The sequence below is a fragment of the Citrobacter sp. wls829 genome, from assembly GCF_005280825.1.
Classification (GTDB): Bacteria; Pseudomonadota; Gammaproteobacteria; order Enterobacterales; family Enterobacteriaceae; genus Citrobacter; species Citrobacter gillenii.
The window spans coordinates 1-18,979 of record NZ_SZWP01000048.1 but is presented as its reverse complement, the minus strand read 5'-3'; the positions used below and the strand labels follow the sequence as shown (position 1 = coordinate 18,979).

General features: G+C 54.0%; 19 protein-coding genes. 8 read left to right on the top strand and 11 right to left on the bottom strand.

The features are described 5' to 3' along the window. Nucleotides 1-308: 308 nt before the first annotated feature. Together nadA and pnuC are read left to right on the top strand one after the other, a co-directional pair. A complete protein-coding gene (gene nadA / locus FDW88_RS07190; RefSeq protein ID WP_137362294.1) occupies nucleotides 309-1,352 on the top strand; it encodes a quinolinate synthase NadA in 1,044 nt (347 codons plus the stop codon). A 25-nt stretch (nucleotides 1,353-1,377) separates the two neighbouring features. Then, complete coding sequence (gene pnuC / locus FDW88_RS07185) at nucleotides 1,378-2,097, top strand: nicotinamide riboside transporter PnuC (RefSeq protein WP_117341646.1); 720 nt, start codon at nucleotides 1,378-1,380, stop codon at nucleotides 2,095-2,097. Here pnuC and zitB read toward each other — a convergent pair. Both zitB and FDW88_RS07175 read right to left on the bottom strand, forming a co-directional pair. After that, entirely contained in the window at nucleotides 2,094-3,035 is a 942-nt protein-coding gene (gene zitB / locus FDW88_RS07180) for a CDF family zinc transporter ZitB (protein ID WP_115259031.1), read from the bottom strand. The two genes, pnuC and zitB, sit on opposite strands and share 4 nt — an antisense overlap. Nucleotides 3,036-3,148: 113 nt before the next feature. After that, entirely contained in the window at nucleotides 3,149-3,523 is a 375-nt protein-coding gene (locus tag FDW88_RS07175) for a YbgS-like family protein (protein WP_117341648.1), read from the bottom strand. A 317-nt stretch (nucleotides 3,524-3,840) separates the two neighbouring features. Between FDW88_RS07175 and aroG the strand changes: the two genes are divergently transcribed. After that, the gene (aroG, locus tag FDW88_RS07170; RefSeq protein ID WP_115259029.1) at nucleotides 3,841-4,893 is read left to right on the top strand and encodes a 3-deoxy-7-phosphoheptulonate synthase AroG; all 1,053 of its coding nucleotides are present in this window, start codon (nucleotides 3,841-3,843) and stop codon (nucleotides 4,891-4,893) included. 118 nt (nucleotides 4,894-5,011) lie between these two features. Here the strand turns inward: aroG and gpmA are convergent, their stop codons facing one another. The 7 genes from gpmA to modE form a co-directional block, all read right to left on the bottom strand. After that, nucleotides 5,012-5,764, bottom strand: a complete 753-nt coding sequence (gene gpmA, locus FDW88_RS07165; protein WP_096757810.1) for a 2,3-diphosphoglycerate-dependent phosphoglycerate mutase — start codon at nucleotides 5,762-5,764, stop codon at nucleotides 5,012-5,014. 221 nt (nucleotides 5,765-5,985) lie between these two features. Continuing rightward, the gene (gene galM / locus FDW88_RS07160; RefSeq protein ID WP_137362293.1) at nucleotides 5,986-7,026 is read right to left on the bottom strand and encodes a galactose-1-epimerase; all 1,041 of its coding nucleotides are present in this window, start codon (nucleotides 7,024-7,026) and stop codon (nucleotides 5,986-5,988) included. Continuing rightward, nucleotides 7,020-8,168: a galactokinase gene (gene galK, locus FDW88_RS07155; RefSeq protein WP_137362292.1), complete on the bottom strand. Its 1,149-nt coding sequence runs from the start codon at nucleotides 8,166-8,168 to the stop codon at nucleotides 7,020-7,022. The genes galM and galK overlap by 7 nt, the downstream gene beginning before the upstream one ends. 3 nt (nucleotides 8,169-8,171) lie before the next feature. Next, entirely contained in the window at nucleotides 8,172-9,218 is a 1,047-nt protein-coding gene (gene galT, locus FDW88_RS07150) for a galactose-1-phosphate uridylyltransferase (protein WP_137362291.1), read from the bottom strand. 9 nt (nucleotides 9,219-9,227) lie between these two features. Then, a complete protein-coding gene (galE, locus tag FDW88_RS07145; protein ID WP_096757802.1) occupies nucleotides 9,228-10,244 on the bottom strand; it encodes a UDP-glucose 4-epimerase GalE in 1,017 nt (338 codons plus the stop codon). Nucleotides 10,245-10,862: 618 nt separating this feature from the next. Continuing rightward, a complete protein-coding gene (modF, locus tag FDW88_RS07135) occupies nucleotides 10,863-12,335 on the bottom strand; it encodes a molybdate ABC transporter ATP-binding protein ModF (RefSeq protein WP_137362290.1) in 1,473 nt (490 codons plus the stop codon). Between the two features lie 67 nt (nucleotides 12,336-12,402). Next, nucleotides 12,403-13,191, bottom strand: coding sequence for a molybdenum-dependent transcriptional regulator (gene modE, locus FDW88_RS07130; protein WP_096757798.1), 789 nt, complete (start codon nucleotides 13,189-13,191; stop codon nucleotides 12,403-12,405). 129 nt (nucleotides 13,192-13,320) lie between these two features. Between modE and FDW88_RS07125 the strand changes: the two genes are divergently transcribed. The 4 genes from FDW88_RS07125 to modC all read left to right on the top strand — a co-directional run bounded on the left by FDW88_RS07125 (nucleotide 13,321) and on the right by modC (nucleotide 16,193). Continuing rightward, a complete protein-coding gene (locus tag FDW88_RS07125; RefSeq protein WP_085047482.1) occupies nucleotides 13,321-13,470 on the top strand; it encodes an AcrZ family multidrug efflux pump-associated protein in 150 nt (49 codons plus the stop codon). A 199-nt stretch (nucleotides 13,471-13,669) separates the two neighbouring features. Continuing rightward, nucleotides 13,670-14,443, top strand: a complete 774-nt coding sequence (modA, locus tag FDW88_RS07120) for a molybdate ABC transporter substrate-binding protein (RefSeq protein WP_117341654.1) — start codon at nucleotides 13,670-13,672, stop codon at nucleotides 14,441-14,443. Then, complete coding sequence (modB, locus tag FDW88_RS07115; RefSeq protein WP_115259021.1) at nucleotides 14,443-15,132, top strand: molybdate ABC transporter permease subunit; 690 nt, start codon at nucleotides 14,443-14,445, stop codon at nucleotides 15,130-15,132. Before modA ends, modB begins: the two co-directional genes overlap by 1 nt. 2 nt (nucleotides 15,133-15,134) lie before the next feature. Next, on the top strand, nucleotides 15,135-16,193 hold the full coding sequence (modC, locus tag FDW88_RS07110; protein ID WP_137362289.1) for a molybdenum ABC transporter ATP-binding protein ModC: 1,059 nt from the start codon (nucleotides 15,135-15,137) through the stop codon (nucleotides 16,191-16,193). Here the strand turns inward: modC and FDW88_RS07105 are convergent, their stop codons facing one another. Next, a complete protein-coding gene (locus FDW88_RS07105; RefSeq protein WP_115259019.1) occupies nucleotides 16,194-17,012 on the bottom strand; it encodes a pyridoxal phosphatase in 819 nt (272 codons plus the stop codon). It lies immediately after the preceding gene. Between the two features lie 166 nt (nucleotides 17,013-17,178). Here FDW88_RS07105 and pgl point away from each other — a divergent pair, with 166 nt between their 5' ends. Continuing rightward, a complete protein-coding gene (gene pgl / locus FDW88_RS07100; protein ID WP_115259018.1) occupies nucleotides 17,179-18,174 on the top strand; it encodes a 6-phosphogluconolactonase in 996 nt (331 codons plus the stop codon). Between the two features lie 65 nt (nucleotides 18,175-18,239). Here pgl and FDW88_RS07095 read toward each other — a convergent pair. Next, a partial coding sequence (locus tag FDW88_RS07095; protein WP_137362288.1) for a LysR substrate-binding domain-containing protein occupies nucleotides 18,240-18,979 on the bottom strand: 740 nt, incomplete at its 5' end.

The following is an 18,979-nucleotide window of genomic DNA, read 5'->3' as shown; positions in this document are numbered from 1 at the left end:
ATCCTGCACGCCCCACCAGTGTAAAAAGGCGCCCTAAAGGCGCCTTTTTGCTATCTGCGATTTATAAGATTCGAACCTACTTTCCTGATGGTGCCGCGCTTATCAGATCTACGAAGCTACAAATCGACACCGTACCTGTAGGCCGGATAAGACGCCAGTCGCCATCCGGCATTGTCCAACGCAATTATTGTGACTTTTTTACGCCAATCCGCTATCTTGTTTAGCATATAAAACAAATCTAACCGATTATGGCGTACGTCACGCTTTTACTCGGTTATTTCGTTAAGCCAGTAAAACGAGAAAGCATGATGAGCGTGATGTTTGACCCTGAAGCCGCAATTTATCCGTTTCCGCCTAAGCCGCTGCCGCTGAGCGAAGATGAAAAACAATTTTATCGCGAGAAAATCAAACGCCTGCTAAAAGAGCGCGATGCTGTGATGGTGGCGCACTATTATACCGACCCAGAGATCCAACAGCTGGCTGAGGAAACCGGTGGATGCATTTCTGACTCGCTGGAGATGGCGCGGTTTGGCTCAAAGCATTCGGCCTCTACGCTGCTGGTGGCTGGGGTCCGATTTATGGGCGAAACGGCTAAAATCCTCAGCCCGGAAAAGACCATTTTGATGCCAACGCTGCAGGCGGAATGTTCCTTAGACCTGGGCTGTCCAATCGACGCATTCAGTGCATTTTGCGATGCGCATCCGGACCGCACCGTCGTGGTGTATGCCAACACGTCGGCGGCAGTGAAAGCGCGTGCGGACTGGGTGGTGACATCCAGCATTGCGGTTGAACTTATTGAGCACCTGGATAGTTTAGGTGAAAAAATCATCTGGGCTCCGGACAAGCATCTGGGCAACTACGTGCAAAAACAGACCGGAGCCGATGTTCTTTGTTGGCAAGGGGCCTGTATCGTCCATGACGAATTCAAAACACAGGCATTAACGCGCATGAAAGGGTTATATCCCGACGCAGCCGTGCTGGTACACCCTGAATCGCCTCAAGCAATAGTCGATATGGCCGATGCCGTGGGGTCGACGAGTCAGCTCATCAACGCGGCAAAAACGTTACCGCATAAGCAGCTTATCGTGGCGACTGACCGGGGTATTTTTTACAAAATGCAGCAGGCTGTGCCGGACAAAGAGTTGCTTGAAGCCCCGACTGCCGGCGAAGGGGCAACCTGTCGCAGCTGTGCGCATTGCCCGTGGATGGCGATGAACGGCCTCAAAGCGATTGCAGAGGGCCTTGAGCAAGGTGGGGCAGCCCATGAGATACAGGTTGATGACGCGCTGCGAGAAGGGGCACTATTGCCGTTAAACCGCATGCTGGAATTTGCGGCTACACTACGAGCTTAAATAAATTATTGCTCTGGGGGAAAAGATGGATTTTTTTAGCACGCAGAATATTTTGGTTCATATCCCGATTGGCGCGGGGGGATACGACCTGTCATGGATTGAAGCAGTGGGGACCGTTGCCGGTTTACTGTGCATTGGTTTGGCAAGCCTTGAGAAAATCAGCAACTACGTCTTTGGTCTGATAAACGTCACGCTGTTTGCGATCATCTTCTTTCAGATCCAACTCTACGCCAGCCTGTTATTACAGGTGTTCTTTTTTGCCGCCAATATCTACGGCTGGTATGCCTGGTCCCGGCAAACCAGCCAACATGAGGCTGAGCTGAAAATTCGCTGGCTGCCGCTGCCGAAAGCGCTAGGTTGGCTGGCGGCTTGCGTGGTGGCGATTGGTCTGATGACGGTATTTATCGATCCGGTCTTCGCGTTTCTGACCCGTATGGCCGTGAACATTATGCAAGGGCTGGGATTACAGGTTGCCGCACCTGAGTTGCAACCCGATGCATTCCCGTTCTGGGATTCCTGCATGATGGTGCTGTCGATTGCGGCGATGATCCTGATGACGCGGAAATACGTCGAAAACTGGCTGCTGTGGGTGATCATTAACGTCATCAGCGTGGTGATCTTCGCCCTACAAGGCGTGTATGCGATGTCGCTGGAATACATGATCCTCACCGTTATTGCGCTTAACGGCAGCAGGATGTGGATGAACAGCGCGCGCGAACGTGGCTCACGCGCGCTCTCCCATTAGTGATGGTGATGTGAATGGCCGGACAGTCCCTGATACAGGTGGCAGTCCGGTCCGTTGCATGGCTGATATTCCATCTGGATCGTTGCGTGTTCAATCTGATAATGATGCGTCAGGAAATGTTGAATGCGTTCCAGCAATGCGTCGTGATCGTGCGGGGGAACCACCTGCACATGTAGCGTCATCACCGGTTTCTCACCCACCATCCAGACGTGCACATGGTGCACGTTGCGAACTTCAGGAATATCCCGGCTGAGGTGGCGCTGTAGCGCGGGAATATCCAGTGACAGCGGTGCGCCTTCGAGTAATTCGTTCACGCTATCTTTCAATAACCGCCAGGCGCTACGCAGTACTAGCACGGAAACCAGAATCGACAGGATCGGATCCGCTGGCGTCCAGCCAGTCCAGATGATGATCAACGCCGCGATGATCGCGCCAACCGACCCCAGTAAATCGCCCATTACGTGCAAGGCCGCGGCGCGAACATTGAGGTTCTTCTCCTCGCTCCCGCGATGCAGCACCCAAAAGGCAAGAACGTTAGCCAGTAAACCTGCCACGGCAATCACCATCATCATGCCGCCAGCTACCGGTCGTGGGGTATAGAAGCGCTCTATCGCCTCCCAGACGATTAAAATGGTGATCACCACTAGCGCGATAGCGTTCACAAACGCGGCCAGCGTCGTGAGCCTCAGCCAGCCGAACGTGTGTCGGATGGTCGGCGGTCGGCGAGCAAACCTGACAGCCAGCAGTGCAAAAAGCAGAGCGGCTGCATCTGTCAGCATATGGCCGGCGTCCGCCAGCAGCGCCAGCGAGCCTGACAGGATCCCGCCGACCACCTCCACGAACATAAATCCCGCCGTAATGCAGAAGGCGAACAGCAGTCGACGGGCGTTATTATCTTTGGGCAGGTCAGGGGAAGTGGGGGTATGTGAGTGCGCCATAATGTCATCCCTTTGTTATTCTCATCATTACTGTATGACATCATACCGGGTTTGGGCTGACAAAATTAAAAAGGAGAGCTTTTGCTCTCCCGTTATTAGCCATATTTTTAGCTTTACTGGGTGGTGCCGTCGGTTTTGGTGTCTACGTCATTGTTGATACCGTTTCCGGTCTCTACCTTCTTGTTGATATCCGGACAACGACCGTCTTTGCACATTGAGTTTTTGTGCATCTCGTCTTTGGTCATCCCTTCATGATTCATTGATGAACCGTTCGGATGCAGCATGGTGCCGCCCGAATTAACGTTGTTGTTGTCGACATTATTCGGTGCCACGTTCTCGCGTGCGTCCGGTGCGGTTTGCCCGGCATCCGCCGAAGAATTCGCCTGACCGTTATTTGACTGCGTGTTTGCGTCTGCAGCCAACGCCGCGCCGCTGGCGAGGCTAAGAGTGGCAGTAAGAAAGAGTGAGGCCAGCTTTGTCATTTGCATAATATGCTCCTGTTATGGTCGATATGTCGGATAACCTCTTCCAACAGTGCATGTGCCAGTTAAATCCTCAGAAGGTAGTTAACTATTTCAGTATGAAAATTAAAACCAGCATAGAATATTGAAATTAATAAAAAAATAAGCTGTTGCAGTTATAAATTGTAGTTTGGATCTCGTTTATCGCTACTTTATTGCGTTTTTTTGGCTTATTCCAGGATTAATCCGTCCAAAGTGTAAAACCCCGTTTACACTTTAGAACTGAAGATATAGATTGGAGGGATTGCATTCATTTATATAAGTATGGCAACGCTGGAATAATCATGAATTATCAGAACGACGATTTACGCATTAAAGAGATCAACGAGTTACTCCCCCCGGTCGCACTGCTGGAAAAATTCCCTGCTACTGAAAATGCCGCAAATACGGTTGCTCACGCCCGCAAAGCGATTCATAAAATTCTGAAAGGCAGCGACGATCGCTTACTGGTTGTGATCGGGCCGTGCTCGATTCATGATCCGGCAGCCGCCAAAGACTATGCCGCTCGCCTGCTGGCGCTGCGTGATGAGCTTAAAGACGAGCTTGAAATCGTCATGCGCGTCTATTTTGAAAAGCCGCGTACCACCGTAGGCTGGAAGGGGCTGATCAACGATCCGCATATGGATAACAGCTTCCAGATCAACGATGGCCTGCGCATTGCGCGTAAGTTGCTGCTGGATATTAACGACAGCGGCTTGCCAGCAGCGGGTGAATTCCTTGATATGATCACCCCACAGTACCTGGCCGATCTGATGAGCTGGGGGGCTATTGGCGCACGCACGACTGAGTCCCAGGTTCACCGTGAGCTGGCGTCCGGTCTTTCCTGCCCGGTTGGCTTTAAAAACGGGACCGACGGTACGATCAAAGTGGCCATTGATGCCATCAACGCCGCTGGCGCGCCGCACTGTTTCCTGTCGGTGACCAAATGGGGTCATTCAGCCATTGTGAATACCAGTGGTAATGGCGACTGCCATATCATTCTGCGCGGTGGTAAAGAGCCGAACTACAGTGCTCAGCACGTTGCAGACGTGAAGGAAGGGCTGGTTAAAGCAGGTCTGTCCCCGCAGGTGATGATTGACTTTAGCCATGCAAACTCCAGCAAGCAGTTTAAAAAGCAGATGGATGTCGCGAAAGACGTTTGCGGACAGGTTGCTGGCGGTGAGAAAGCGATTATTGGCGTGATGATTGAAAGTCATCTGGTGGAAGGTAATCAGAATCCGGATAGCGGCGAGCCGCTGACCTACGGTAAGAGCATTACTGATGCCTGCATCGGCTGGGAAGATACTGATGCGGTGTTACGCCAGTTGGCAAACGCGGTCAAAACGCGTCGCGGCTAACCGAGTCTCGTAGGCCTGATAAGCATAGCGCCATCAGGCTTTTCTGCGCAGACTGCCTGGTAGCGGCGAAATAAAAAAAGCGCGGATAATCCGCGCTTTTTTATATTCAGCGAAGAAATTACTTTGCTTTACCCTGGTTGGCAACGGCGGCCGCTTTTGCCGCGATCTCGTCAGCATTACCCAGATAGTAACGTTTGATCGGCTTGAAGTTTTCGTCGAACTCATACACCAGCGGTACGCCGGTCGGAATGTTCAGTTCCAGAATTTCATCTTCGCCCATGTTATCCAGGTATTTCACCAGCGCACGCAGGGAGTTACCGTGAGCGGCGATAATCACGCGCTCACCGCTTTTCATGCGCGGCAGAATGGTTTCGTTCCAGTAAGGGATAACACGCTCGATGGTCAGCGCCAGGCTTTCGGTAACCGGCAGCTCTTTGTCAGTGAGTTGAGCATAACGCGGATCGTGCCCCGGATAGCGCTCGTCATCTTTGGTCAGCTCCGGCGGTGTTACCGCGAAGCCACGACGCCATTGTTTAACCTGCTCGTCACCGTATTTTTCAGCGGTTTCGGCTTTATTCAGACCCTGCAGAGCGCCGTAATGACGTTCGTTCAGCTTCCAGGATTTTTCAACCGGTAGCCACGCTTGATCCAGTTCATCCAGTACGTTCCACAGGGTGTGGATGGCACGTTTTAGCACAGAAGTGTAAGCAAAATCGAAGCTGTAGCCTTCCTCTCGCAGCAGTTTGCCCGCCGCTTTTGCTTCGCCTACGCCTTTCTCGGACAGATCAACATCGTACCAACCGGTAAAGCGGTTTTCGTTGTTCCACTGACTTTCACCGTGACGTACCAGAACCAGCTTAGTTACAGCCATACACTCACTCCTATAAACTATATTGAATGATAATAGTTCTCATTATATTGCCGTAATGCGTCAGCGGCAATGCTTACGCATAACCATAGCGAAAATAGCTGCACAGTGTAAGGTTCTTGTGAACTCAAGGTTGCGATTTTGGCTTTTGGTGGTGAGGCTTTGAGCAGGTTGGGGGGGGCAATAAACGACGAGCCCGATACTGGACTCGTCATGGTTAGTCGTCAGGCCGGAATAAACCGGTATTCCGTCACGCTGGCGTACTCTTCGCCCGGGCGCAGGAAGCAGTCCGGCTGCGGCCATTCCGGATGGTTCGGGCTGTCCGGCAGAAACTCGCTTTCCAGCGCCAGACCTTGCCAGTCGGCGTACGCCTCTGGACCACGGGACGGCGTGCCGCCGAGGAAATTCCCGGAGTAGAACTGCAAAGCCGGGGCCGAGGTGTAGACCTCCATCTGCAATTTTTCATCCTGCGACCACAGCAGTGCGACCGGCTTACGGGCATCACCTTGTGCCTGTAGCAGGAAGGCGTGATCGTAACCTTTTACGTGGCGCTGATCGTCATCGGCCAGAAATTCGCTGGCGATAACTTTTGGCGTACGGAAGTCAAAAGAAGTGCCCGCCACTGGCTTTAGCCCCTCGTGTGGGATACCCATCGCATCAACCGGCAGATACGTGTCGGCGAGGATCTGTAGCTTATGCTGACGGACATCGGTTTTATCACCGTCGAGGTTGAAATAAACGTGGTTGGTCAGATTCACCGGGCAGGGCTTATCGACCGTCGCGCGATAGGTGATTGAAATGCGATTGTCGTCGGTCAGGCGATACTGCGCTGTCGCGCAAAGGTGGCCTGGGAAACCCTGGTCGCCATCGTCAGAGGTCAGTGCGAACAGCACCTGACGGTCATTCTGATTCACTATCTGCCAGCGACGTTTATCGAAACCGTCCGGCCCGCCGTGCAGCTGATTTTCACCCTGGCTTGGCAGTAATTCAATGGTTTCACCAGCGAAGGTATAACGGCTGTTGGCGATACGGTTCGCGTAGCGGCCAATCGATGCCCCCAGAAACGCAGCCTGATCAGGATATTGCTCCGGGCTGGAGCAGCCGAGCAATGCTTCACGCACGCTACCATCGCTCAGAGGAATGCGGGCCGACAACAGCGTTGCGCCCCAGTCCATCAGGTTGACCACCATCCCTGCGTCATTACGCAGGGTCAGCAGACGAAACGGCTGGCCATCGGGGGCCATGACGGGAATTTCGTTTAGCACTGTCCGGCTCCTTGTGAAGGTTTACACACATAGAAGGTTTCTTTGATACCGGTTTTCGCTTCGTACTGCGCAGCGACAGCCTGCTGTACCGCAGGAACCAACGCTTCAGGGATCAGCGCCACAATGCAGCCGCCGAAGCCGCCGCCGGTCATGCGCACGCCGCCCTGGGAGCCGATGGTCGCTTTGACGATCTCCACCAGGGTATCAATTTGCGGCACGGTAATTTCAAAGTCATCGCGCATGGAGGCGTGAGATTCCGCCATCAACTGGCCCATGCGCAGCAGGTCACCTTTTGCCAGGGCATCAGCGGCTTCCACGGTACGGGCATTTTCGGTGATCACGTGGCGGACGCGTTTGGCGACGATCGGGTCCAACTCATGGGCGACGGCGTTGAATGCCTCAAGGCTGACATCACGCAGCGCGGGCTGCTGGAAGAAGCGCGCGCCGGTTTCGCACTGCTCGCGACGGGTGTTGTACTCACTGCCGACCAGCGTACGCTTAAAGTTACTGTTAATGATCACCACGGCGACGCCCTCAGGCATGGAGACCGCTTTGGTACCCAGCGTACGGCAGTCGATCAGCAGCGCATGATCTTTCTTGCCCAGCGCGGAAATCAGCTGATCCATGATGCCGCAGTTGCAGCCGACGAACTGGTTTTCGGCTTCCTGACCGTTCAGGGCAATCTGCGCGCCGTCGAGCGGCAGGTGATAAAGCTGCTGGAACACGGTGCCGACCGCTACTTCCAGCGACGCTGAGGAGCTTAAGCCAGCGCCCTGCGGTACATTGCCGCTGATCACCAGATCGGCACCGCCAAAGGCGTTATTACGCTTTTGCAGGTGTTTTACCACGCCGCGGACATAGTTCGACCACTGCTGGCTGTCATGGGCGATAATCGGCGCGTCGAGAGAAAACTCATCAACCTGATTCTCGTAGTCAGCGGCAATCACGCGCACGATGCGATCGTCACGCGTCGCACAGCTGATCACGGTTTGGTAGTCGATGGCGCAAGGCAGAACGAAGCCGTCGTTATAGTCGGTATGTTCGCCAATCAGGTTGACGCGACCGGGCGCCTGAATCGTATGGGTGGCAGGGTAGCCAAATGTTTCAGCAAACAGAGATTGTGTTTTTTCTTTCAGACTCATTTTTTAAACTCCGGATTCGCGAAAATGGATGTCACTGACCGCACGCAAACGCTCGGCGGCTTGTTCTGCCGTCAGGTCGCGCTGGGTTTCCGCCAGCATTTCATAACCGACCATAAATTTACGCACGGTCGCGGAACGCAGCAGGGGCGGATAAAAATGCGCGTGCAGCTGCCAGTGTTGATTCTCTTCGCCATTAAACGGTGCGCCGTGCCAGCCCATGGAATAAGGGAAAGAACACTGGAACAGATTGTCGTAACGGCTGGTCAGTTTCTTCAGCGCCAGCGCCAGGTCGGCACGCTGCGCGTCGGTCAAATCGGTAATACGCAGCACATGTGCTTTAGGCAGTAGCAGCGTTTCAAATGGCCATGCCGCCCAGTAAGGCACGACCGCCAGCCAGTGCTCGGTTTCCACCACCGTGCGGCTGCCGTCTGCCTGTTCACGCTGGACGTAATCGACCAGCATCGGTTTGCCTTGCTCAGCGAAATAGTCTTTTTGCAGGCGGTCTTCACGCTCTGCTTCATTGGGCAGGAAGCTATTGGCCCAAATCTGACCGTGCGGATGTGGGTTCGAACACCCCATCGCTGCGCCTTTATTTTCAAACACTTGTACCCAGGGATAGGTTTTCCCCAGATCGGCCGTTTGCATCTGCCACGTTTTCACAATCTCCGTCAGCGCAGGCACGCTGAGTTCCGGCAGCGTTTTGCTGTGATCGGGTGAGAAGCAAATGACACGGCTGGTTCCACGTGCGCTCTGACAGCGCATCAACGGATCGTGACTGTCCGGTGCGTCCGGGGTGTCGGACATCAGCGCGGCAAAATCATTGGTAAAGACGTAGGTGCCGGTGTAATCCGGGTTTTTATCACCGGTTACGCGCGTGTTACCTGCACACAGGAAGCAGTCCGGGTCATGTGCAGGGAGAACCTGCTTAGACGGTGTCTCCTGCGCCCCTTGCCAGGGGCGTTTGGCGCGATGTGGTGAGACGAGGATCCACTGCCCGGTAAGCGGGTTAAAGCGGCGGTGTGGATGATCGACAGGATTGAATTGCGTCATGACGTGTCCTTAATCCGAATATCCTTGCGGATGGCGTGACTGCCAGTGCCAGGTGTCTTGTGCCATTTCGTCCAGCGTGCGGGTTACGCGCCAGTTTAATTCGCGATCGGCTTTGCTGGCATCTGCCCAGTAGGCGGGAAGATCGCCGTCACGACGCGGTGCAAAATGGTAGTTAATCGGTTTACCACAGGCTTTGCTGAAGGCGTTGACCACGTCCAGTACGCTGCTGCCGACGCCCGCGCCGAGGTTATAAATATGCACACCTTGTTTACCCGCCAGTTTTTCCATAGCGACAACGTGCCCGTCGGCGAGATCCATCACGTGGATGTAATCGCGAACGCCGGTACCATCTTCGGTAGGGTAGTCGTTGCCAAATACGGCAAGCGACTCGCGGCGGCCAACGGCAACTTGAGCAATGTAAGGCATCAGGTTGTTGGGAATGCCCTGCGGATCTTCGCCCATGTCGCCTGACGGATGTGCGCCAACCGGGTTGAAGTAGCGCAGCAGCGCGATGCTCCACTCTGGCTGGGCTTTTTGCAGATCGGTCAGGATCTGCTCGACCATCAGTTTGCTTTTGCCGTACGGGCTTTGCGGGGTTCCGGTTGGGAAGCTTTCAACGTAAGGAATTTGCGGCTGATCGCCATAGACTGTGGCTGAGGAGCTGAAGATGAAGTTCTTGACGTTGGCGGCGCGCATCGCGTTTACCAGACGCAGGGTACCGTTGACGTTGTTGTCGTAGTATTCCAGCGGTTTGGCAACAGACTCACCTACGGCCTTCAGACCGGCAAAGTGAATGACCGTATCAATGGCGTGATCGTGGAGAATTTCGGTGATCAGCGCTTCGTTGCGGATATCCCCTTCAATGAAGGTCGGATGCTTCGTGCCTAAACGCTCGATAACGGGCAGTACGCTGCGCTTACTGTTGCAGAGGTTATCAAGGATCACTACGTCGTGACCGTTTTTCAGTAACTGCACGCACGTGTGGCTTCCGATGTAACCGCTACCACCTGTAACCAATACTCTCATAATTCGCTCCGTTAAGCCTATGGTATGGAATGATCCTAGCATAACAAAGATGCGAAAAGTGTGACATGGAATAAATTAGTGGAATCGTTTACACTTCAGTGTTTTCACCGTTTAGCGTCTTTTTTTTAATTGTAAATCATAGGTTTTGTTCACGACTGCGCCATTTATCCGAAAAAGCAGGTAAAAAAATGGGCGTCCAATGCGTACAGCACGTCAGTTAGACATGTATGGAAAATGTATTAGCCCGGAGCAGGATGTCGCTTCAGCGCTCTGACTTTCAGTCAAATTAATTTCTCTGTTCAGGTAAGTTCAAATAACAACACCGGTGGTTAGGTGTGGGCTGGTCCGGCTGAAAATTGCCGACGAGTTTCCGTAAGGCCGGGAGAACCCGCAGGGATGCGGGTTCAGGGCGCGTCTTGCATGGACGCTTCCTCGCGCCCGGCCCGGTAGCCTGGAGGAATTAGCGGAGGGGACCACTAAGTGGCAATTTTCCCGCCGGGAGTCGGGATTGTAAAGGGCGTGGCGGAGAACGCCCTTTACCCGTTCACGGGTAGTGTGGCATCGGAGAAGCTATATACATGAGGTGAACGGAACAGCTTGCCTGAAATAACATGTTTATTATTCCAGGGACGTTTGTCGATAGCCATAGATCTCGCCGTCAGGCACAAACTCCAGTCGATGCGTAATACAGGCTGGCGCATCCTCGGCGTGGTGAGAAACGAACAGCAACTGGGTATCACCTTCGCCGATCAGCACATCAACAAAACGGCGGATCAACTGGCGATTCAGCGGATCCAGCCCCTGCAAGGGTTCATCGAGGATTAACAGAGTAGGGTGCTTAACCAGCGCGCGAACAATCAGCGCCAGTCGCTGCTGACCCCAGGAAAGGCTGTGAAACGGCGCGTCGGCAGTACGCTTATCGATGCCCAGAATGTCTAACCACTGCTGTACCAGCTTACGCTGCCGGTCAGAAACCGCCTGGTAGATACCGATCGAATCAAAATAACCGGAGAGGATCACGTTGCGTACCGTGGTACTGACGCGGTACTCGAGGTGCAGGCTGCTGCTGACATAGCCAATGTGTTTTTTAATATCCCAGATGGTTTCACCGCTGCCGCGACGACGACCAAACAGCGTCAGTGCGTTGCTGTAACCCTGTGGGTGATCGCCGGTGATTAAACTGAGCAGGGTGGATTTCCCCGCGCCATTTGGGCCGACAATTTGCCAGTGTTCGCCTGGATTCACCTGCCAGCTCAAGTGATGCAGAATAGGGCGATCGTTATACGAGACCACGCCATCGTTGAGCACAATACGCGGCTCGTGATCGGCCAACGTACGGCGAACAGAGGGTTCATCGGGTTCGGGTAATGTAATCCCGGCCAGTTGTTCACTATGCGCAAGCTGGGCTATCAATGCCTGTTGCAGTAAACCGGCTTTCTCGCCGGTTTCAGTCAGGGTGCAATCCGCGAGGACGCCAGCAAACTGCACGAATTCTGGAATCTCATCAAAGCGGTTGAGGACCAGCACCAGCGTAATACCTGCCTGATGCAACGTGGCGAGCAAATCCGCTAACTGATGACGTGACGCAACGTCCAGCCCGTCAAACGGTTCATCCAGGATCAGCAATTCCGGTTCCGACATCAGCGCCTGACAAAGCAGGGTTTTACGTGTTTCGCCGGTAGAGAGGTATTTGAAACGCCTGTCGAGCAGATGCGCAATGCCAAACTGCTGCGCCAGCGCTTTGCAGCGCGCTGGATTTTTGATTTCATCGAGAATGATTTCTGCCGTCGTGCGTCCGGTGTCGTCTTCGCCGGGGCTGAGGAGATCGGTGTTATTACGCTGCCATTCGTCGCTGACCAGTTGTTGCAACTGCTCAAAGGAGAGTCGGGTGATACGCGTGAACTGACAGCGGCGCTCGCCTTTTAACGGCGGCAATTCCCCCGCCAGCGCACGCGCTAACGCGGATTTCCCACTGCCGTTAGAACCGATAAACGCCCAGCTATCCCCCGCGTTCAACGTCAACGTATTCAACTGGAGCGTTTTTGTGTCGCTCAGACGAAACGTGCCTTGCGAAATTTGCAACGATGACATTTTATATCCCATGTTTTGCAGCGATGAACAACAGGGATACGTGTTCTGCGAGCCGATGTCAATCGACTCAACACAACGTGGCAATAATCACTCTGTCGGCGTTGAAATACGCGGTGACGTTAGCGCCTTCTTGCAGCGTCGCGGCGTCTTCCGACGGAACCGTGGCGCACAGCGTCTGGCCATCGGGCAGCGCCATTAACACTTCGCACTGTTCGGCGCCGCGCTCAATATGGCTGATGGTCCCCTGTAGTTGGTTATCAGCCGCCTGGGCGATAGCGTCGTCCTGGGTGATCCCCACCCATGGCGCCTTCAGCAGGACCAGCACTTCTTTACCCTCATCCAGCCCTAAACGTTCGCCACTTTGCGCCGTCAACGCGACTTTCAGCCGCGTTTCGCCATCGGCCAGCAGGACATCAACATGCTGCTGAACCTGAGAGTGGTCGCGTGCGGTAATGGTGCCAAACCACTGGTTACGGGCGCTGGTTTGCAGTGAAAAACGGGAGATGGCTGCCAGCAAACTGTTCAGCGGCAGGGCGTCGTCGTCGCTCAGGACATCAAACGCTTTCTGCTGAATTTGTGCCAGCAAATCGTAAAGTTGGATTAGGCGCTGGCCATAGCGGGTTAATACCGCGCCGCCGCCGCCTTTGCCGCCGGTGGCGCGCTCTACCAGCGTTTGCTCACTGAGCTGGTTCATCTCATTGATGGCATCCCAGGCGCTTTTGTAACTGATACCCGCATCCTTCGCGCCCTGACTAATAGAGCCGGAAAGCGCAATGTGCTTAAGCAGCGAAATGCGGCGGGGATCGGCAAACAGCTTTTGCTGAAGTTTCAGGGTAAGAAGGATTTCGGCCTGCATATCAAGCTCCTGGCAAAAGGGATATTGTGACGGAAAACCGCGCGCGCGCAAAGTCGACCGCACAAAAGGGGAGTGCAATTCTGCGTTATGGGGTTAAAATACAGCTAAGGACTATATCTGGAGTTGATCATGTTAGAGTTATTGAAAAGTCTGGTATTCGCCGTAATCATGGTTCCTGTGGTGATGGCCATCATTCTGGGGCTGATTTACGGACTGGGTGAAGTGTTCAACATTTTCTCCGGTATCGGTCAGAAAGATCAGTCCAAACAGAACCATTGATTCCCCAAACGCCCGCTCAGTCGGGCGTTTATCTTTTTCGCCTTCCAGCTCGTTTTCGGTGCCTGTAGTTTCTCAAGATCCTGCTTTTCCTGCCGATAATTTCTTTATATAACCTTTGATGGGTACGAATAACCACTGGGAAAATCCTGAATTAATCGTTATATTGCTGCGTACATAACGAAACGCAAAGGAGTTACAGATGGCACGTACATGGTTACGCTTGTTTGCAGGGGCAACACTCTCTCTTTCTGTTGCCGGGCATGCATTGGCGGATGAAGGCAAAATTACGGTGTTCGCCGCGGCGTCGCTGACAAATGCGATGCAGGACATTGCAGCCCAGTATAAAAAAGAGAAGAACGTGGACGTCGTCTCCTCTTTTGCCTCGTCTTCTACGCTGGCGCGCCAAATTGAAGCCGGTGCACCCGCCGATCTGTTTATTTCTGCCGACCAGAAATGGATGGATTATGCGGTAGACAAAAAGTCTATCGACACCGCATCACGTAAAACGCTGCTCGGTAACAGCCTGGTGGTCGTGGCGCCAAAAGCGAGCGAGCAGAAAGCGTTTACCATCGACAGTAAAACCAATTGGACCAACCTGTTGAACGGTGGGCGTCTGGCGGTCGGTGACCCGGAACATGTTCCGGCGGGCATTTATGCCAAAGAAGCGCTGCAAAAACTGGGCGCATGGGATACTCTGGCGCCGAAACTGGCCCCAGCTGAAGACGTACGCGGCGCACTGGCGCTGGTCGAACGTAACGAAGCGCCGCTGGGGATTGTTTACGGTTCCGATGCCGTCGCCAGCAAAGGCGTCAAAGTAGTCGCCACGTTCCCGGAAGATTCACACAAAAAAGTCGAATACCCTATCGCGATTGTTGATGGGCATTCTAACGCCACGGTCAGCGCGTTCTATGATTACCTGAAAGGACCGCAGGCTGCTGATATCTTTAAACGTTATGGATTTACGACCAAGTAATGATACTCAGCGATCCTGAATGGCAGGCCGTTATACTGAGTCTGAAAGTTTCTTCCCTGGCCGTGCTGTTCAGCCTGCCGTTTGGGATCTTCTTTGCCTGGCTGCTGGTGCGCTGCACGTTTCCAGGTAAAGCTCTGCTCGACAGCGTGCTGCACTTGCCACTGGTACTGCCACCGGTGGTGGTCGGTTATCTGCTGTTAGTGGCCATGGGGCGACGCGGATTTATCGGCGAGCGGCTGTACGACTGGTTTGGTATTACGTTTGCCTTCAGCTGGCGCGGCGCGGTGCTGGCGGCGGCGGTGATGTCTTTCCCGCTGATGGTGAGGGCCATCCGTCTGGCGCTTGAAGGCGTGGACGTCAAGCTGGAACAGGCCGCCCGTACGCTGGGGGCCGGTCGCTGGCGCGTATTCCTGACCATCACCTTGCCGCTGATGCTACCGGGCATTATTGTCGGCACGGTGCTGGCATTTGCCCGCTCGCTCGGCGAGTTCGGCGCGACGATCACCTTCGTTTCCAATATTCCTGGCGAAACCCGCACTATCCCTTCGGCGATGTACACCCTGATCCAGACTCCTGGCGGTGAAAGCGCGGCGGCGAGACTTTGCCTGATTTCTATTGTGCTGGCGTTAATTTCGCTACTGATTTCTGAGTGGCTGGCGCGCATCAGCCGCGAACGGACGGGGCGATAATCATGCTGGAACTGAATTTCACCCAGACGTTAGGCTCGCACTGTCTGACGCTCAACGAAACGTTACCCGCCACTGGCATTACCGCGATTTTTGGCGTGTCCGGGGCGGGCAAAACCTCGCTGATTAACGCCATTAGCGGACTGACGAAGCCGCAGTCCGGGCGCATTGTGCTCAACGGTCGGGTGTTGAACGATGTAGAAAATGGCATCTGTTTAACCCCTGAAAAACGCCGGGTCGGCTACGTTTTTCAGGATGCGCGCCTGTTCCCGCATTATAAAGTGCGCGGTAACCTGCGCTACGGCATGGCGAAAAGCATGGCCGGGCAGTTTGATAAGCTGGTGACGCTGTTAGGGATTGAACCGCTACTCGAGCGCCTGCCTGGTAGCCTTTCCGGCGGAGAAAAACAGCGCGTGGCCATTGGTCGGGCGCTGCTGACCGCGCCTGAGTTGCTGCTGCTTGACGAGCCGCTGGCGTCACTGGATATTCCGCGTAAGCGTGAACTGCTACCCTACCTGCAACGCCTGGCGCGCGAAATCAACATCCCGATGCTGTATGTCAGCCATTCGCTGGATGAGATTTTGCATCTGGCCGATAAAGTGATGGTGCTGGAGAACGGCCAGGTAAAAGCGTTTGGCTCGCTGGAGGATATCTGGGGCAGCAACGTGATGCACCCCTGGCTACCGAAAGAACAGCAAAGCAGCATCCTCAAAGTCAGCGTGCTGGAACATCATCCGCATTATTCAATGACCGCGCTGGCGCTGGGCGATCAGCATCTGTGGGTTAATAAACTGGAGCAGCCGCTGCAAACCGCGCTGCGTATTCGTATTCAGGCCTCGGATGTATCACTGGTATTACAACCGCCGCAGCAGACCAGTATTCGCAACGTGTTGCGCGCCAAGGTCGCGCAGTGCTATGACGACAACGGGCAGGTGGAAGTGCAGCTTGAGGTCGGCGGTAAAACGCTGTGGGCGAGGATCAGCCCGTGGGCCAGGGATGAACTGGGCATCAAACCTGGCCTGTGGCTGTACGCGCAAATTAAGAGCGTGTCGATAACCGCCTGATTACAGCAGGTGAGAATAAATAAATTTGGCGATGCTGTCGGTGGTGTTGTCACCAATCACGATATTGGCGCGGGCCTTGACCGCGTCATCTGCATTACCCATCGCCACGCCGGTGCCTGCGGCTTCCAGCATACTGATATCGTTAAAGTTGTCGCCAAAGGCGATGACATTCTCCATTGACCCCCCCTGTGCTTCAATCCACTGGGTCAGGCGTTTTCCTTTGCTGTTGCCTTTGCGGGCCACGTCGACCTGATCGTGCCATGACCATTCGCACTCCAGCCCCAGCTGTTGCTCAACGTGCTTGCCAAACTGCTGCAGCTTAGGAATATCTTCGTCGGTAAGGGCAAATTTCCAGACGGCGTTAACGTCCTGCGCGGCCTGCGCCAGTGAGGGGACCTGGGTAAAGGTGGGACGCTGCTCCGGCGGCAGGGTTTGCGCCCAGTTTGCGGTACGTACCACATGCCCGGTCGGGCGCTCATACAGCATGGCGTCGTCTACATACATCAGACCGTGGATCTGATGTGCCTCCAGCAGATCGATCAGTTGCAGCGCCTGATCAACGGGAAGGGGATCGGATTGCAGAACCTTTTTTGCCTGATAATCATACAAGTAAGTGCCATTACAGCAAATTGCAGGTGTATCCAGCGCCAGTGCCTGATAAAAAGGATGAATAGCAACGTGATGGCGACCTGTGACAATGATAAGTTGGTAGCCGGCTTCTCTGGCGCGCGAGAGCGCTTCGAGAGAAGAGGGCAGTAAGGTTTTTTTCGGGGTCAGCAACGTACCGTCTAAATCCAGGGCAATCACGCGAGTGGTCATCAGTTATTCCAGATTAAGGTTGAGAATTGTGTCTTTGGGCATGGTACACCGAGTCGGCAACCGGACAAAATTCTGAGTCTTAATTAAGCATTCACCGTTAAAAGCGTCTACCTTAGGCGTGTGTCAGGCAATTGCAGCCACTTGCCAAAAAGTAAAAGGAGCATTCATGAAGCAAACCGTTTATACCGCCAGCCCTGAAAGTCAGCAGATCCACGTCTGGAGCCTGAACCACGACGGTTCACTGACGCTGACGCAGGTGGTTGATGTACCGGGTCAGGTGCAGCCGATGGTCGTCAGCCCGGATAAGCGCTATCTGTATGTTGGCGTGCGTCCTGAGTTTCGCGTGCTGGCCTACCGTATTGCGCCGGATGACGGTGCGCTGACCTTTGCCGCAGAATCTGCGCTGCCGGGCAGCCCGACGCATATTTCGACCGATCATCAAGGTCGTTTTGTGTTTGTCGGATCGTACAACGCAGGCAGCGTGAGCGTGACGCGTCTGGAGGATGGCCTACCGGTTGAGCTGGTGGACGTAGTAGAAGGTATGGACGGGTGCCACTCGGCCAATATCTCTCCGGATAACCGCACGCTGTGGGTTCCCGCACTGAAGCAGGATCGTATCTGTCTATTTGGCCTCAGTGATGATGGCAAGCTGATCGCACAGGATCCGGCGGAGGTGACGACCGTAGAGGGGGCGGGGCCGCGTCATATGGCGTTTCATCCGAATCATCAGTACGCCTATTGCGTCAATGAGCTGAACAGTTCGGTTGATGTCTGGGAACTGAACGATCCGCACGGCAAAATTGAGTGCGTACAAACGCTGGATATGATGCCAGCTGATTTCTCCGACACCCGCTGGGCGGCAGATATTCATATCACGCCTGATGGTCGTCATCTGTATGCCTGTGACCGTACCGCCAGCCTGATTACGGTGTTTAGCGTGTCAGAAGACGGCAGCGTGCTGACCAAAGAGGGCTTCCAGCCTACCGAAACCCAGCCGCGTGGTTTTAATATCGACAGCCGCGGAAAATACCTGATTGCCGCCGGGCAGAAATCGCACCACATTGCGGTGTATGACATTGCGGGTGAGCAGGGACTGCTGACCGAGAAAGGTCGCTATGCGGTTGGACAAGGCCCGATGTGGGTCGTGATCAACGCATACTAAGACTTTATGCCAAATGGCCTACGATAAGCACACGCTTCGTAGGCCTGATAAGGCATTAGCCGCCATCAGGCACTCTGTTTCCCCTGGAGATCGGAAATCGGTCGCCACAAGTTGTCCTTCTCTTCGGCCCACAGATTTAACAGCAGAGAAAAAAAGCGTTCAGCGGGAGGAGAGAGCACCGCATCTTTACGCCGAATAACGCCTAACGTGCGCCTAATCACGGGCTCAACCAGCGGGATGCCGATCAGAGTTGGATGCGACGTGTGCGGCATGGCCAACCCTGGCAACGCGGAAACCCCCAGCCCAGCCTCCACCAGGCCAAGCGAGGTGGATAAATGGCGAACCTCGTAAAACCAATCCAGCTTCCACGGTTTATCTGCCAGGTGTTGCTCAATCAGCAATCGGTTACCGCTCGACGAACGCACGCCTATTAATTTGCAATTCACCAGTTCTTGCCATTCGACCAGCTGTTTATGGGCGAGCGGATGATCGCGCCGACATGCCAGAACAAAGGGTTCGTTAATCAGCGGGGTGAATTCAATGGAAGAATTTGTGATGTTGTTCATGTTTATGCCAAAATCAGCCTCGTTGCAAAGTACGGATTCCATACAATTATTCGTACCTTGTTCAATAATTCGCACCTTAATATTGGGATATAGCTCATTAAATTTGCCGATCGCCAACGGTAAAAAATAGAAAACGGCGGTAGGGATACAGGATAACGTTACCATCCCGTGATAATGTGTATTCATTTTGCTGATATTAAAGATTGTTTCATCTAGGGAAGGTGCGAACAAGTTCCTGA